General features: G+C 71.7%; 15 protein-coding genes. 10 read left to right on the top strand and 5 right to left on the bottom strand.

All coding sequences use genetic code 11. From position 1 onward, the window contains the following. Positions 1–5: 5 nt before the first annotated feature. From ABFX81_RS26110 to ABFX81_RS26125, 4 genes are read right to left on the bottom strand one after another with little or no spacing between them, the layout of a single operon-like run. Complete coding sequence (locus tag ABFX81_RS26110; protein WP_346138739.1) at positions 6–1,514, bottom strand: ABC transporter permease; 1,509 nt, start codon at positions 1,512–1,514, stop codon at positions 6–8. Beyond that, positions 1,511–2,371 (bottom strand): ABC transporter ATP-binding protein, encoded by an 861-nt coding sequence (locus ABFX81_RS26115; protein ID WP_346138740.1) that lies wholly within the window; start codon positions 2,369–2,371, stop codon positions 1,511–1,513. The genes ABFX81_RS26110 and ABFX81_RS26115 overlap by 4 nt, the downstream gene beginning before the upstream one ends. Then, a complete protein-coding gene (locus ABFX81_RS26120; protein ID WP_346138741.1) occupies positions 2,368–3,204 on the bottom strand; it encodes a zf-HC2 domain-containing protein in 837 nt (278 codons plus the stop codon). Before ABFX81_RS26120 ends, ABFX81_RS26115 begins: the two co-directional genes overlap by 4 nt. Next, on the bottom strand, positions 3,201–3,743 hold the full coding sequence (locus ABFX81_RS26125; protein ID WP_346138742.1) for an RNA polymerase sigma factor: 543 nt from the start codon (positions 3,741–3,743) through the stop codon (positions 3,201–3,203). Before ABFX81_RS26125 ends, ABFX81_RS26120 begins: the two co-directional genes overlap by 4 nt. A gap of 110 nt (positions 3,744–3,853) precedes the next feature. Here ABFX81_RS26125 and ABFX81_RS26130 point away from each other — a divergent pair, with 110 nt between their 5' ends. From ABFX81_RS26130 to pstB, 10 genes are all read left to right on the top strand, one after another. Further along, positions 3,854–4,249, top strand: coding sequence for a GntR family transcriptional regulator (locus ABFX81_RS26130; RefSeq protein ID WP_086855626.1), 396 nt, complete (start codon positions 3,854–3,856; stop codon positions 4,247–4,249). Further along, positions 4,246–5,133, top strand: a complete 888-nt coding sequence (locus tag ABFX81_RS26135; RefSeq protein ID WP_346138743.1) for an ATP-binding cassette domain-containing protein — start codon at positions 4,246–4,248, stop codon at positions 5,131–5,133. Before ABFX81_RS26130 ends, ABFX81_RS26135 begins: the two co-directional genes overlap by 4 nt. Next, positions 5,130–6,119, top strand: coding sequence for an ABC transporter permease (locus ABFX81_RS26140; protein WP_086848084.1), 990 nt, complete (start codon positions 5,130–5,132; stop codon positions 6,117–6,119). Before ABFX81_RS26135 ends, ABFX81_RS26140 begins: the two co-directional genes overlap by 4 nt. A 193-nt stretch (positions 6,120–6,312) precedes the next feature. Next, positions 6,313–8,679, top strand: coding sequence for an RNA degradosome polyphosphate kinase (locus tag ABFX81_RS26145; protein WP_086848083.1), 2,367 nt, complete (start codon positions 6,313–6,315; stop codon positions 8,677–8,679). Continuing rightward, positions 8,660–9,835 (top strand): CHAD domain-containing protein, encoded by a 1,176-nt coding sequence (locus ABFX81_RS26150; RefSeq protein WP_086848082.1) that lies wholly within the window; start codon positions 8,660–8,662, stop codon positions 9,833–9,835. The genes ABFX81_RS26145 and ABFX81_RS26150 overlap by 20 nt, the downstream gene beginning before the upstream one ends. Beyond that, entirely contained in the window at positions 9,832–10,281 is a 450-nt protein-coding gene (locus ABFX81_RS26155) for an NUDIX domain-containing protein (protein ID WP_086848081.1), read from the top strand. Before ABFX81_RS26150 ends, ABFX81_RS26155 begins: the two co-directional genes overlap by 4 nt. Positions 10,282–10,520: 239 nt before the next feature. Continuing rightward, positions 10,521–11,642 (top strand): phosphate ABC transporter substrate-binding protein PstS, encoded by a 1,122-nt coding sequence (gene pstS, locus ABFX81_RS26160; protein WP_086848080.1) that lies wholly within the window; start codon positions 10,521–10,523, stop codon positions 11,640–11,642. Positions 11,643–11,745: 103 nt separating this feature from the next. Further along, on the top strand, positions 11,746–12,747 hold the full coding sequence (pstC, locus tag ABFX81_RS26165) for a phosphate ABC transporter permease subunit PstC (protein ID WP_086848079.1): 1,002 nt from the start codon (positions 11,746–11,748) through the stop codon (positions 12,745–12,747). Next, complete coding sequence (gene pstA, locus ABFX81_RS26170) at positions 12,744–13,802, top strand: phosphate ABC transporter permease PstA (RefSeq protein WP_086848078.1); 1,059 nt, start codon at positions 12,744–12,746, stop codon at positions 13,800–13,802. The genes pstC and pstA overlap by 4 nt, the downstream gene beginning before the upstream one ends. 70 nt (positions 13,803–13,872) lie before the next feature. Further along, on the top strand, positions 13,873–14,649 hold the full coding sequence (pstB, locus tag ABFX81_RS26175) for a phosphate ABC transporter ATP-binding protein PstB (RefSeq protein WP_086848077.1): 777 nt from the start codon (positions 13,873–13,875) through the stop codon (positions 14,647–14,649). 122 nt (positions 14,650–14,771) lie between these two features. Here the strand turns inward: pstB and ABFX81_RS26180 are convergent, their stop codons facing one another. Continuing rightward, positions 14,772–15,770 (bottom strand): inorganic phosphate transporter, encoded by a 999-nt coding sequence (locus ABFX81_RS26180; protein WP_086848076.1) that lies wholly within the window; start codon positions 15,768–15,770, stop codon positions 14,772–14,774. Positions 15,771–15,775: the final 5 nt, after the last annotated feature.

Raw genomic sequence — 15,775 nt, forward strand, 5'->3', positions numbered from 1 at the left:
CCCGCTCAGTCGAGGCACTTGTCGTCCCCCTCGGGTGCCTTCACGCCCAGCAGCGCCGCCGCCCGGGCCGCCGTCACCTTCGGCTCGGTCAGTTCGGCCCAGTGGGACTTCACGCGGGCGGTGACCTCGCGGCGGGGCCGGTCCAGCAGTTCGCGCAGGACCTCCGTCTGGGCGTCCGTCATGTACATCCCGTCCGTCGGCTGGAGCACCAAGGACGAGCCGGTCACGCTGTCTTCGAGGCGGACTCGGCGCAGGGCCGCCACCGGGTCGGACTCCCAGCCCAGGGCCAGCCACATGACGGTGACCATGCGGCCGTCGCAGATCGAGGTGGACGCCTTCTCGTTCCCCGCGACGAGCACGCCGGCCACGGCCGCCGAGAACTCGGGGACGCGGTTTCCGCCCCACCGGGTGCCCACGGTCACCTCGTGCGGACGCTCCAGGGGCGTCAGCGCACCATCGCCGGAGAGCCCGTAACGGGCCTCGATCCGCTGCCGTACGACGACCTTCTGCTCATGGGCGCTGCCACCGGCCAGGGACCGCACCCGGTCCACGACCCCGGCCCAGTCCGCGACCCGCGGTCCCCACTCGGGAAACACGCAGTACGTCGATCCGTCCCGCGGGACACAGGTCTGCACCTGGCCCGGGTTCACCGTGGCCCGCTCCCGGGCCCGGACCAGCTCGGGCGAGTCGCCGCCCGTCTGGGCGACCCCGCCCACCAGCGTCATGGCCACCGCCCCGGCGACCCCGGCCAGCACCACCGGCTTGCGGCCACCGGCGGCCAGCACCGCCACCAGGCCCGCGCACAGCGCCAGCCCGGCCAGGTACAGCGCGTGCCAGGCGGCGGGCCGGCCGATCAGGTCGGACGGCAGCGTGCTTGCGGTCGGCTCGACGACCACCGGCATGAACCACCGGACCGCGCCGTCGCTGCCCGTACCGAAGAGGGACAGGAGCAGGAAGAACACCACCGTCAGCGGGGCGGCGATCACCGCCCTCACCAGCACGGCCATGAGCAGCCCGGCCAGCCCGGACAGCAGCACGGTCAGCGGCCCCACGAGCAGTTCGGCCACCGAACCGTGCCCGATCGCCCCGGGCCTGAGCGCCTCCCGGCCGAACTGCGCGGCCACACACACGGCGGTGACCAGGGCGGCGGCCACGACCGACAGCGCATGGGCGACCGTACGCCGCCACGGCGGGAGGACGAGCACCGAGAAGTGATGCTCCGTCCCGTGCCGTCGCGAGCGCAGCGCGGCGTGGTTGACGGACAGCAGGACCGCGAGGCCGACCAGCATCGGCGCGCCCTGGGTGGCGCGGTCGACGTCCTGGAGGGCCGGGTAGCCGTCCCAGTCCGTCCCACCGCGCCACACGGTCCAGCCGAGGTACACCAGGAAGGCGATGATCACGGGCGGCCTCGTCAGCAGCCGGCGCGTCTCGAACAGGGCCAGGGCCGCCACGGCCGCTCCCGAGGCCCCGGGCCGCACATCGGACACGACCGGCCTCTCCACCACCGTCGTCATGCCGTCACCTCCACGGCGTCACCGTCGAGGGCGAGCAGGTAACCGTCCTCCAGCGTGGGCTCGACGAGTTCGGCCCCGTCCGGCGGATCCCCCACGTTCCGGAAGGCCCCGGTCCCCGTACGCCACCCCGCCTTGGCGTCCGGATCGCGCTCCGTGCTGCTCCACACCCGCCCGGCGGCCCGCGCCGTCAGCTCGGCCGGAGTGCCCTCGAACCGGACCCGGCCGCCGGCCATGACCAGCACCCGGTGACAGAGCATCGCCACGTCCTCCGTCTGGTGGGTGGACAGCAGCACCGTGCGCCCCTCCCCGGCCCCCGCGATCAGCTCCCGGAACCGCATGCGCTGTTCGGGGTCCAGCCCGACGGTGGGCTCGTCCAGCACCAGGAAGCCGGGGTCACCGACAAGGGCGGCCCCCAGGGCGACCCGCTGCCGCATGCCGCCGGACAGCTTGCGGATCCGCTTGCCCCGTACGTCGGCGAGCCCCACCTCGTCGAGCACCCGCCGCACCTCGCGGTGCCGGGCTGCCCGGTCGGTCATCTCCTTGAGGATCGCCACGTAGTCGACGAACTCGAAGGCGGTGAAGTCCGGGTGGAACCCCGGCGTCTGCGGCAGATAGCCCAGCCGGCGCCGCACCTCCTGCCTGCCCCGCGCGGTGCCCGGGTCGTGCCCGAGCACGGTGAAGGTGCCCCGGTCGGCGGGCAGGGCCGTGGCGAGGACCCGCAGCAGCGTGGTCTTTCCGGCGCCGTTGGGCCCGAGCAGCCCGGTGACGCCGCCGGTCAGCCGTAGCGACACGTCGTCGAGGGCCCGGGTGCCGCCGTAGTGGAGGCTGAGCCCGGAGGCGGACACGGTCGGAGTCATACGGCACGTCCCTGGAAGAGATCGAATCGGTCACGGAAGAGGAAGAGCAGTCCGGCGGCGAGCGCGGTGACCAGCGCCGCCACGCCCTGTCCGGCGACGGTGAACGGCGCGAGCGGCACATCGGGCCCCGCCCGCAGGGCGTCGGCCAGCACCAGCAGCCCGACCCACGCCCCACCGACCAGCGACGGCGCGAGCACCGGCCCCAGCCGGGACGTCAGCGCGAGCCCGGTCGCGGTGAGCGCGAGCGAGGGCAGCAGCCAGGCCAGCGCACGCAGCCCGTACCCGGGCAGCGCGAGTGTCGCGAGACCGTTCAGCCCCAGCACCACGCCCAGCACGGCCACCGTCCGGATCATCAGCAGCCGGAACCCGTGCATCGGCGCGACGACGGCCATCTCGTACGTCGGATCCAGCGCGGGCCCGTACGACAGCGCCACGCCCGCCAGCGGCAGCAGCGGCGCGAGAGCGAGGAACAGCGTGAGGAACTCCCCGTTCGGCACGGCGTGCCCGGCCCCGACGCTCAGCAGCAGCACGGCGACGACGGCCCCCAGCCACGACCGCCGCAGCACCGGCGCCGCCGCCAGCAGCCGCGCGGTGTGCCCGGCCACCCCGGCCCGCACCAGCAGCGACTCCAGCACCCCCACCCGGGGCGCGTCGAGCTCGGCGTCGAGCCGCTCCCACCCCGCGTCGAGCGCGACCGGGTCACTCACCTCGGCGAGCACGCCCCGGCACGCGGCACAGGCGCCCAGGTGGGCGTCGGCGGACCACAGGGCCGGTGACGCCAGCTCGCCGCGCGCGTAGGCGCGCAGATCCTCTTCAGGCACGTGCCAGCTCATGCCAACGCCTCCCGCAACTGCTTCCGGGCCCGCATCGCCCGCGTCTTGACCGTCCCCGGGGGGATCCCCAGCAGCACGGCGGCCTCCCGGGTCGTCAGGCCGTCGATGACGGTCGCCTGCAACACCGCCCGCAGCTCCGGCGACAGCCGGACCAGCGCGCCGGCGAGGTCCCCGTGCTCCACCCCCGCGAGCACGCGCTCCTCCGCCGACACCTCGTCCCGGTGCCGCAGCCGCGCCAGCGCCTGCCGCAGCCGCCCGCGCGCCCCGTCGCCCCGCAGCGCGTCCACCAGCCGCCGCGACCCGATGCGCCACAGCCACCCGGCCACATCGCCCCCCTCCCGGTAGCGGGCCTTGCCCCGCCACACCGCGAGGAACGTCTCCTGCACGACGTCGTCGACGACGCCCAGGTCGGCGCACCGGCCCCGCAGCCGGGCGCGGAGCCACGGCGCGTACCGCCGGTACAGCTCCTCGAAGGCACGCCGGTCGGCGTCCGCGGCAACGGCCCGCAGCAGCTCCCCGTCGCTTCTCGTTTCGCTCACGTCTCCTCATCGGACCGCCCGGCTCGAGCGGTTCACGAAAGCACGCTTGACTTTCCGGCCCCCTTCCACCACCCTTTCACTACTCAATTAGTGAAAGGGTGGTGGAAGCAGTGGTCGAGTACCGCATCGACCGGCGCAGCGGTGTGGCCACCTACGTCCAGATCGTCCAGCAGACCAAGCAGGCCCTGCGCCTGGGGCTCCTCGAACCGGGCGACAAGCTGCCCACGGCCCGCGAGGTGGTCGAGGCCACCGCCATCAACCCGAACACCGTTCTCAAGGCCTACCGGGAGCTGGAGCGCGAGGGCCTCGTCGAAGCCCGCCGCGGACTCGGCACGTTCGTCCGCAGGTCACTGGGCACCGCACCCGCCGACTCCCCGCTGCGCGCGGAACTGGAGGCATGGGCGGTCCGGGCCCGCGAGGCCGGGCTGGAGCGGGACGACGTGGACGCCCTCTTCACTTCCGTACTCGACGCACACTTCGCACACGTCAAGGGGGACCAGGCATGATCGACCCCGCCATCGAGGCGGCGGCGCTGGGCAGGAGGTTCGGCAGACGCCGCAGGGCGGCCCTGGACGGCTGCGCCTTCCGGCTCCCCGCGGGCCGCGTGTGCGCCGTCGTAGGACCGAACGGCGCCGGCAAGTCCACCCTGCTCGCCCTGGCGGCCGGGCTGCTCAGACCCAGCGAGGGCACGATCACCGTGCTCGGCCGGACCCCGGCGGCGGCCCGCGAGCACCTCGCCTACGTCGCCCAGAACAAGCCCCTGCACCCCCAGCTCACCATCGCCGGCACACTCCGCCTGGGCCGCGACCTCAACCCCCGCCGCTGGGACGCCAAGAGCGCCGAGCGGATCGTGGCGGAGGGTGACCTCGACCCGGACGCCAAGGTCCGCTCGCTCTCCGGCGGCCAGCGCACCCGCGTCGCGCTCGCCCTCGCCCTCGGCAAGCGCCCCGGGCTGCTGCTCCTGGACGAGCCCATGGCCGACCTCGACCCGCTCGCCCGGCACCAGCTGATGGCCACGCTCATGGCCGACGCCGCCGACCGCGGCACCACGGTCGTCATGTCCTCGCACGTCGTCGCGGAGCTGGAGGGCTCCTGCGACCACCTGCTGCTGCTCGGCGCCGGCCGGGTCCGGCTCTCCGGACCGCTGGACGACCTGCTCGCCGCGCACACCCTGGTCACGGGCCGGGCCGGCGACAGCCTCGACCCGCACACCGTGGTGGAGTCCCGTACCACCGGCCGCCAGCTGACCGCCCTGGTCCGGCCCGCGGGACCGCTCGGCGCGGGACGGCAGACCGACCGGCCGTCCCTGGAGGAACTCGTCCTCGCCCACCTGCGCTCCCCCGACGCCCCCGAGCTCCTGCTCGACCCCGCCCAGGAGGCCGCCGCATGACCGCCGTGACCGTCCAGGCCCCCGCCACCGAACGGTTCCCGCGACCGCGCGGCCTGGTCCTGGCCATGCTCCGACTGCACCGCTCGGCCCTGTGGTTCTGGCTGATGCTGGTGACGGTGACCGCAGGCACGCTGCTCTGGGCGACGTTCCCGGGCGCGGACGCCGCCTGGGCCGAGTACACGGACTTGGGCTGCGACCGGCCCCGCCCGAGCCTGGGCTGCGACGATCCGGGTCCTGCGAACGTCCGGTACCAGACGCTCGTGACGCTCGGCACCGGCTTCCTCGGGATCCTCCCGCTGCTCACCGGGGCGTGGGCGGGCGGTGCGCTCATCGGACGCGAACTGGAGAACGGCACCGCCCAGCTGGCCTGGACCCAGTCGGTCACCCCGGCCCGCTGGCTGGCCGCCAAGCTCGCGGTCCCGGCCCTGCTGCTCACGGTGGGCACGCTCGCGCTGACGCTGCTGCACCGCGTGCTGTGGTCGTCGAACAGCACGCTGCTCGGCGCCATGGACTGGCGCGAGTGGCACGACAACGGCGTCTTCCAGGTCAACGGCACCGTCGCCACCGCCCAGGCCCTCGCCGCCCTGGCCGTCGGCGTCCTGGCGGGCCTGCTGCTGCGCCGGACGCTGGCCGCCCTCGGCGTGGCGGTCCTGGCCGTCGCCTCCCTGGTCCACGTCCTCGACGGCCTGCGCCCGCACCTGTGGCCGACGGAGACCGTCACTGCGGCCCCGGGTGCGCCCCTCGCCTCCGACGGCATGGTCGTCGAGGACGGCGCCCTGACCGCCGACGGCGCCCGCGTCCCGTTCCCGGCGTGCATGGGCGAGCCCGCGTGCGCGGACGGGACCGGCATCACCGGCTACTACGCCGACCACCACCCGGCCTCCCACTTCTGGCCCCTCCAGCTCGCGGAGACCGGCATCCTCCTGGCAGTGGCCGCCGCGGCGACGGGAACCGCCTTCGTCCTCCTGGCCCGCCGCCTCCCCTGAACCGGGCCCGCGCGTCCTTCCAGCGGGGGGCGCGCGGCCCGCCCGGGGCGCTCACGGGAGCCGTCCACAACCTGTGGACGGCCGCGCACCCGGCCCGAACGCCCTCTCCCGGACCCCCGCGAGCCGCCCCGCGCTATCCCACACGTCATGTCTCCGTAACCATCGATTCAGACGGGCTTGCGAGGCTCGGCCAATGACTCCCGCCGTGCCAGAGCCTTCACCGCCCCGAGAGGGGCCTGGGGGGAACGGGAACACTCATGTGACGCCCCCGCTCCCGCCCGCGCTTTCCGACGCGCCCGTGATGCTCGCGGCGCGGAAGAATGGGTCCATGAGCCAGCCGAACACCCAGGCACAGGTCCAGCACGCGCAGCCCTCCGTGGGCTCCATAGCAGCCCACCGGCCGCACACCATCGCGGCGGCCGTCTCCGACCTCGAACCCGATATCGACGCCGACCTCGACGCGTACGAGGAGTCGCCGTACGACGGGCCCCAGCTGCCGCAGGGCCGCTTCCTCGACCGGGAGCGAAGCTGGCTCGCGTTCAACGAACGCGTGCTCGAACTCGCCGAGGACCCGAACACGCCCCTGCTGGAGCGGGCCAACTTCCTCGCGATCTTCGCCAGCAACCTGGACGAGTTCTTCATGGTCCGGGTGGCCGGCCTGAAGCGCCGTATCGCCACCGGCGTCGCCACCCGCTCCGCCTCCGGCCTCCAGCCCCGCGAGGTGCTAGAGATGATCTGGGCCCGCTCCCGCGAGCTCATGGCCCGGCACGCCGCCTGCTACCACGAGGACGTCGCCCCCGCACTCGCGGAGGAGGGCATCCACCTGGTCCGCTGGAACGAGCTCCAGGAGAAGGAGCAGGCCCGCCTGTTCACCCTGTTCCGGCACCAGATCTTCCCCGTGCTGACCCCGCTGGCGGTCGACCCGGCCCACCCCTTCCCGTACATCTCCGGCCTGTCCCTGAACCTGGCCGTCGTCGTACGGAACCCGGTGACCGGCCACAAGCACTTCGCCCGCGTCAAGGTGCCGCCGCTGCTGTCCCGCTTCCTGGAGAGCTCCCCGGGCCGCTACGTCCCCATCGAGGACGTCATCGCCGCCCACCTTGAGGAGCTGTTCCCGGGCATGGAGGTGCTGGAGCACCACGCCTTCCGCCTCACCAGGAACGAGGACCTGGAGGTCGAGGAGGACGACGCCGAGAACCTGCTCCAGGCCCTGGAGAAGGAGCTGATGCGGCGCCGCTTCGGGCCGCCGGTTCGCCTGGAGGTCGAGGAGTCCATCGACCGCGAGGTCCTGGACCTGCTCGTCCGGGAGCTGAAGATCAGCGAGGCCGAGGTGTACCCGCTGCCCGGCCCGCTGGACCTCACGGGCCTGTTCCGCATCGCCTCCCTGGACCGGCCCGAGCTGAAGTACCGCAAGTTCGTCGCCGGTACCCACCGCGACCTCGCCGAGGTCGAGTCGGCGTCCGCGCCGGACATCTTCGCCGCCCTGCGCGAGCGGGACGTCCTGCTGCACCACCCGTACGACTCGTTCTCCACCTCCGTGCAGGCCTTCCTGGAGCAGGCGGCCGGCGACCCGGACGTCCTGGCGATCAAGCAGACCCTGTACCGGACCTCGGGCGACTCCCCCATAGTCGACGCCCTCATCGAGGCCGCCGAGACCGGCAAGCAGGTCCTGGTCCTGGTCGAGATCAAGGCCCGCTTCGACGAACACGCCAACATCAAGTGGGCGCGCAAGCTGGAGGAGGCCGGCTGCCACGTGGTCTACGGCCTGGTCGGCCTGAAGACCCACTGCAAGCTGTCGCTGGTGGTCCGCCAGGAGGGCGAGACGCTCCGCCGCTACAGCCACGTCGGCACCGGCAACTACCACCCCAAGACGGCCCGCCTCTACGAGGACCTCGGCCTGCTCACGGCCGACCCGCAGGTCGGCGCGGACCTCTCGGACCTCTTCAACCGCCTCTCCGGCTACTCCCGCCGCGAGACCTACCGCCGCCTCCTGGTGGCCCCCAAGTCGCTGCGCGACGGCCTGGTCTCCCGGATCACCAAGGAGATCCAGCACCACCGAGCCGGACGGCCGGCGTACGTCCGCATCAAGGTCAACTCGATGGTCGACGAGGCCGTCATCGACGCCTGCTACCGCGCGGCCCAGGCGGGCGTGCCGGTGGACGTGTGGGTGCGCGGCATCTGCGCGCTGCGCCCGGGCGTGGCGGGCCTGTCGGAGAACATCAGGGTCCGCTCCATCCTCGGCCGCTTCCTCGAACACTCGCGCGTGTTCGCCTTCGGCAACGGCGGCGAGCCCGAGATCTGGTTCGGCAGCGCCGACATGATGCACCGCAACCTCGACCGCCGGATAGAGGCCCTGGTCCGGGTCACCGACCCGGCCCACCGGGCGGCCCTGAACCGGCTGCTGGAGACCGGCATGTCCGACGGCACCGCCTCCTGGCACCTCGGCCCGGACGGCGAGTGGACCCGGCATGCGACCGACGCGGACGGCCAGCCCCTGCGCAACGTCCAGGAGATGCTCATAGACGCCCGGAGGCGCCGGCGTGGCACAGCGACACCTTGACCCGACGGACCCCATGGCCGGCCCTGCCCCCACCGGGGACGCCCTCGCGGGCTACCTGAGGGCCCAGGCCACGGAGTTCCTCCGCGCGCTGCGCCTGCACCGGGAGACCGGTTCCGGGGCGAACGGCGCGGAGGGATCCGTCGACGCGGCCCGCGCGCTCCGCCGCTCGGCCCGCCGCATCAGCGCCGGGCTGCACACGTTCCAGCCCCTCCTCGACACGGACTGGTGCGAGGGCATGCGCCCCGAGTTGGCCTGGGTCTCGGGCACCCTGGCCATGGAACACGCGTACACGGCACGCCTGGAACGCCTGCTGAGCGCCTTGCACCGCTTGTCGGGTTCCACGGCGTTGCCTGGCCCGCCGGCAGGCGCAGCCGCCGGCGCCCGCGCGGACGGGGCAGCGGGCAAACACGCCGACTCAGCTGCGGGCAGTCGTGCCGCTGGGGCGGCACCCGTCCCACAGAGGGCGGCACCCCGCGACGCCGGGCTGCGCAACCCCCCGCCCCCAGCACAAGAACGCGGCAACCTGACAGTAGGAGCAGCAAAAGCAGGCGCTCTACTGGACCGCCAACTGACATTGGCCCGCACCCGAGCCCACTCCACAGCCCTGCAAGCCCTGGGCTCCAGCCGCTTCCACGCCATCGCGGACAAGGTCGCCGTCCTGGCCAGCGAGGTCCCCCTCACCCGATCCGCGTCCACCACCGACCTCCGCCCCCTGGCCGCCGCCGCGAAGGACCGCCTCAAGGACGCCGTAACCGCCCTCCCTCTCGTCACCGCGGGCCACCCGTACAACGCCGCCGCCCTCATCCACGGCCTGTCCCCGGACACGGTCCCGCACCCGCAGGACGCCCCCTGGCACCAGGTCCGCCTGCTCCTGCGCCTGCACCGCTACGCCCGCGAAGCGGTCCGCGGCGAACCCGACGGCACCTCGGTCGTCGACCTGCGCCTGCTCTCCGCAGGCCAGGCCCTGAACCGCCACCGCGACGCCTCGGAGGCGGCGGCAGCGGCGGCCCAGGCGGCCCGTACCCCCCGTATCGCCCCGGCCACGGCGTACGCCCTCGGCGTGCTCCACGCCGACCAGCGGCACGAGGTGGAGGCGGCACGCTTCGCGTTCCAGCAGGCCTGGCAGAAGGAGGCGGAGGCGGTGAGCACCCGGTGAGCTCCGGCTCTCCCGAGGACACCACCGTTCAGGCGGCCGGCTGCGTCCTGTGGCGCCGCTCCCCCGTCACCGGCGGGCTGGAGCTCTGCCTCGTGCACCGGCCGAAGTACGACGACTGGTCCTGGCCGAAGGGCAAGCTGAAGCGCGGTGAGGAGCCGCTCGCCGGCGCCCTGCGCGAGGTGGCCGAGGAGACGGGCTGCCGGGCCGACCCGGGCGCCGAGCTGCCCACCCAGCACTACCTGGCGAACGGCCGCCCCAAGCAGGTCCGCTACTGGGCGGCCGAGGCGATGTCCTGCGCGTTCTCCCCGACGGCCGAGGTGGACCGGGTGCTGTGGCTGACACCTTTCGCCGCCCGGGCCCGCCTCACCCAGCCCCACGACCGCCCCTTGATCGACGCGCTGCTCGCCGTGCTGAACCCGCCGCAACCGGCCGGAAGACCGGACTGAGCCCTTCCGGTACGGGAAGCGGAACCCGCGCGTGCTCTCCCCGTAAGCATTCCGTGACCTAACCGCACCTTAGGCAGGGGTTCACCCCTCGTTCATGTGCGGCCATCGGCGCCTTCACCTGATCTGTCTAATTTCGGCCGTGCCAGATGCGAGCCGCGCCTGCTGTGCGCGGCCTCGTCCAGCGTCACCAGACTTCGCACGCCGCCGATTCAGGACGGCGGCTCCTGGAAGGAACTCAAGTGAAGCTTCAGCGCATGAACCGGCGGGCCCTCGCTCTCGGTGCTCTCGCCGTCTCCGGCGCCCTGGCCCTCACGGCGTGCGGCTCCGACGAGACCGGCAACCCGGGCGGAGGCTCCTCCAACGCCGCCGCGCAGAGCAACATCAAGTGTGACGACGCCTCCGGCCAGGTCCTCGCCGACGGCTCCTCCGCGCAGAAGAACGCGGTCGACGCCTGGGTGAAGCAGTTCTCGGCGGCCTGCCAGGTGGAGATCAACTACAAGGCCGGCGGTTCCGGTGCCGGTGTCACCGCGTTCACGCAGGGCCAGGTCCCCTGGGCCGGTTCGGACTCGGCGCTGAAGCCCGACGAGGTCGCGGCCTCCAAGAAGATCTGCTCCGGCGGCCAGGGCATCGACCTGCCGATGGTCGGCGGCCCGATCGCCGTCGGGTACAACGTCCCGGGTGTCGACAAGCTCGTCCTGGACTCCGCGACGATCGCCAAGATCTTCGACAGCAAGATCACCAAGTGGAACGACCCGCAGATCGCGAAGCTGAACCCCGACGCGAAGCTGCCCAACCTCAAGATCCAGGCGTTCCACCGCTCGGACGAGTCCGGCACCACGGACAACTTCACCAAGTACCTGATCGCCACCGCCAAGAAGGACTTCCCCTACGAGGGCGGCAAGGCCTGGCAGGCCAAGGGCGGCCAGTCCGCTCCGCAGTCCTCCGGTGTCGCCGCGCAGGTCAAGCAGACCGCCGGCGCGATCGGCTACTTCGAGCTGTCGTACGCCAAGGACGGAATCAAGACCGTCGCCATCGACACCGGCGCCGCCGAGCCGGTCGAGGCGACCGTCGACAACGCCACCAAGGCGATCGCGGAGGCCAAGGTCGTCGGCACCGGCAAGGACCTCGCGCTCCAGCTGAACTACGGGACCAAGGCCGACGGCGCCTACCCGATGGTCCTGGTGACGTACGAGATCGTCTGCGACAAGGGCAACAAGGCCGAGACCCTGCCCGCGGTCAAGGCGTTCCTGCGCTACGCGGCCTCGGAGGACGGCCAGAAGATCCTCGCCGAGAACGACTACGCGCCCATGCCCGAAGAGATCATCACCAAGGTTCGCACGACCGTCGAGAGCCTGAGCTGACCTGAGTGCGGTCCGGTCCCCTCAGCGGGACCGGACCGCACCGTCCGGTGCACCGCCGCCAAGGGCCGCACAGCACGTGCGGTTCCGCAGACCGGAGAACCCGATGGACACAACACAGATAGCTGACGCACCTCCTCCCACGCAGCCGCCCACGGTCGAGCAGAAGCGCGCGGCCCGTGGCGCCACCCGGCCCGGAGACCGGATCTTCCTCGGTCTGTCCCGTGGCTCGGGCATCCTGCTGCTGGTGATCATGGCCGCGATCGCGGGCTTCCTCACCTACCGCGCCGTCCTCGCCATCAGCAAGGACGACGGCAACTTCCTGACGACCTTCGAGTGGAACACCGGAGTCAACCCGCCGGTCTTCGGCATCGCGGTCCTGGCCTACGGCACGATCGTCTCCTCGATCATCGCCATGGTCATCGCGGTCCCGGTCTCGGTCGCCATCGCGCTGTTCCTCACGCACTACGCCCCGCGCCGGCTGCGCGGCCCCATCGCCTACGTGATCGACCTGCTGGCCGCCGTGCCGTCCATCGTCTACGGCCTGTGGGGCGCCCTGGTCCTCGTCCCGCACATGAACGGCCTCTTCGGCTGGCTGAACGACTACCTCGGCTGGACCGGCATCTTCTCCTGGCAGAACGGCGCCCCGCGCTCCATGCTCACCGTGGGCATCCTGCTCGCGATCATGATCCTGCCGATCATCACCAACGTGAGCCGCGAGGTCTTCCGCCAGGTCCCGCAGATGCACGAGGAAGCCGCACTGGCGCTCGGCGCCACCCGCTGGGAAGTGATCCGCATGGCGGTCATCCCCTTCGGCCGCTCCGGTGTCATCTCGGCCTCGATGCTCGGCCTCGGCCGCGCCCTCGGCGAGACGATGGCCGTCGCCACCGTGCTCTCGCCGGACTTCCTGATCCACACCAGCCTGCTCGACCCGGGCGGCGGCACCTTCGCCCAGAACATCGCCAGCAAGTTCAGCGAGGCCACCGAGTTCGGCCGTGACGCGCTGATCGCCTCCGGTCTGGTCCTGTTCGTCATCACCCTGCTGGTCAACGGCGCGGCCCGCGCGATCATCGCCCGCCGCAAGGAGTACTCGGGGGCCAACGCATGAGCACCTCACCCTCTGTCGCCGCCAAGCGCCCCAGCACCCTGCGCGGCGGCCACCTGCCCAAGTGGGCTCCGTGGGCCATCGCCGCCGGATCCGTCGCCCTCGGACTCGGCATCAGCGCCGCCGCCGGCCTGCACAGCAGCATCCAGTGGGCGCTGATCGCCGCGGTCCTGCACGTCCTCGGTACGTACGTCATCGCGGCCCGGGTCGAGAACCGCCGCCAGGCCAAGGACCGCGTGGTCACCTCGCTGGTGTGGGTCGCGTTCCTGCTCGCCGTGGTGCCGCTGGCCTCGCTGGTGTGGTCGACCGTCCAACGCGGCACGAAGGTCCTCGACGTCTACTTCCTGACCCACTCGATGGGCGTGATCGCCGACTCCGAGACGGGCGGCGGCATCTACCACGCCATTCTCGGCACGCTGCAGCAGGTCGGCCTCGCCACGCTGATCGCCGCGCCGGTCGGCGTGCTCACCGCGATCTACCTGGTGGAGTACGGGCGCGGCAACCTCGCTCGGGCCGTCACCTTCTTCGTCGACGTCATGACCGGCATCCCGTCGATCGTCGCCGGCCTGTTCATCCTCAGCCTCATGCTGATGTTCGAGCTGGAGCCCTTCGGCTTCGCCGGGTCACTCGCCCTGGCGATCCTGATGATGCCGGTCGTCGTCCGCTCCACGGAGGAGATGCTCAAGCTCGTCCCGAACGAGCTCCGCGAAGCCTCTCTCGCGCTCGGCGTGCCCAAGTGGCGCACCATCCTGAAGGTGGTCCTGCCGACCTCGCTCGGCGGCATCACCACCGGCATCATGCTCGCCATCGCCCGCATCGCCGGTGAGACCGCGCCCGTGCTGCTGCTGGTGTTCGGCAGCAAGTTCATCAACGCCAACCCCTTCGAGGGCGCGCAGGCGTCGCTCCCGCTGTACATCTACCAGCAGTATGGATCGGGCGAGGTCACGGCCTACGACCGCGCCTGGGCGGCGTCGCTCACCCTGATCGCCTTCGTGATGATCCTGAACCTGGTGGCCCGCGGGATCGCCCGCTGGAAGGCCCCGAAGACCGGTCGCTAAAGCGTCAATTTGCGGCTACCGCCGCGCGGGGCCACAGCGACCCCCAGACTTTCGGAAGTGAAGTAGAGACATGGCCAAGCGAATCGACGTAAGCGGACTGACCGCCTACTACGGCTCCCACAAGGCGATCGAGGACATCTCGATGACCGTCGAGCCGCGCTCGGTGACGGCGTTCATCGGCCCGTCCGGATGCGGCAAGTCGACGTTCCTGCGCACGCTGAACCGTATGCACGAGGTGACGTCCGGCGGCCGGGTCGAGGGCAAGGTGCTCCTCGACGACGAGGACCTCTACGGGTCGGGCATCGACCCGGTGTCCGTGCGCCGCGAGGTCGGCATGGTGTTCCAGCGCCCGAACCCCTTCCCCACGATGTCGATCTTCGACAACGTGGCGGCGGGCCTGCGCCTGAACGGCAACTACAAGAAGAGCGAGCTGAGCGACGTCGTCGAGAAGTCGCTCAAGGGCGCGAACCTCTGGAACGAGGTCAAGGACCGCCTGAACAAGCCCGGCTCGGGCCTCTCCGGCGGCCAGCAGCAGCGTCTGTGCATCGCGCGGGCGATCGCGGTCGAGCCGAACGTCCTGCTCATGGACGAGCCCTGCTCCGCCCTCGACCCGATCTCCACCCTCGCCATCGAGGACCTGATCGGCGAGCTGAAGGAGCGCTTCACGATCGTCATCGTGACGCACAACATGCAGCAGGCGGCCCGCGTCTCCGACCGCACGGCGTTCTTCAACCTGTCGGCGGTCGGCCAGCCCGGCAAGCTCATCGAGATCGACGACACGGAGCGCATCTTCTCCAACCCGTCGATACAGGCCACGGAGGACTACATCTCCGGCCGCTTCGGCTGAGTCACCCCCGCCGAGACCCCTCGCGGTGCTGCATGGCGGTGCCACCGCGAGGCCGAAAAGGGCCCGCCCCTCTCCCAGGGGCGGGCCCGTTCGCGTACTCACTCGGCTGCGCCGAGCAGCACCTACAGGAACGCCAGGTTCACGATCCAGAACGACACCGCGGCCACCACCGCCGCGGCCGGCATCGTGATGAACCACCCCAGGATGATGTTCTTGGCGACACCCCACCGCACGGCATTCACGCGCTTCGTCGCCCCGACACCCATGATCGCCGACGTGATGACATGCGTCGTCGAAATCGGCGCCTTGAACAGGAACGCCGTGGTGAACATGATCGACGCCCCCGTCGTCTCCGCCGCGAACCCCTGCGGCGGGTCCAGCTCGATGATCTTCCGCCCCAGCGTGCGCATGATCCGCCATCCACCGGCGTACGTCCCCAGCGACAGCATCACCGCACAGGCGACCTTCACCCACACCGGGATCGGATCGCCGTAGTCCTCGACATCCGCGATGACGAGCGCCATCACCACGATGCCCATCGTCTTCTGCGCGTCCTGAAGCCCGTGCCCCAGCGCCATACCGGCCGCCGAGACGGTCTGGGCTATCCGGAACCCCCGCTTGGCCTTGTGCGGGTTGGCCTTCCGGAAGATCCACATGATCGCGGTCATCACCAGGTATCCGGCCAGCAGACCGACCACCGGGGAGATGAACATGGGTATGACGACCTTCTCCAGCACCCCGTGCCAGTAGACGGTCGTGCCACCGGCGAGCGCCGCCCCGACCATGCCGCCGAACAGCGCGTGCGAGGAGGACGACGGCAGCCCGAAGTACCAGGTGATCAGGTTCCAGGTGATCGCACCCACCAGCGCGGCGAAGAGGATCCCCATCCCCTTCGACCCCACGGGCGTCTGGATCAGCCCCTCGCTGACGGTCTTGGCGACCCCGGAGCCCATGAACGCACCGGCGAGGTTCATCACCGCGGCCATGGCCAGCGCGGCCTTCGGCGTCAGCGCCCGCGTCGACACGGACGTGGCGATCGCGTTCGCCGAGTCGTGGAAACCGTTGGTGTACGTGAAGAAGAGCGCGACCCCGATGGTCACGACCAGAGCAAAGGTGTCCATGAAGA

It is taken from the genome of Streptomyces coeruleofuscus (assembly GCF_039532725.1).
In the GTDB taxonomy this organism is placed as follows: Bacteria; Actinomycetota; Actinomycetes; order Streptomycetales; family Streptomycetaceae; genus Streptomyces; species Streptomyces coeruleofuscus.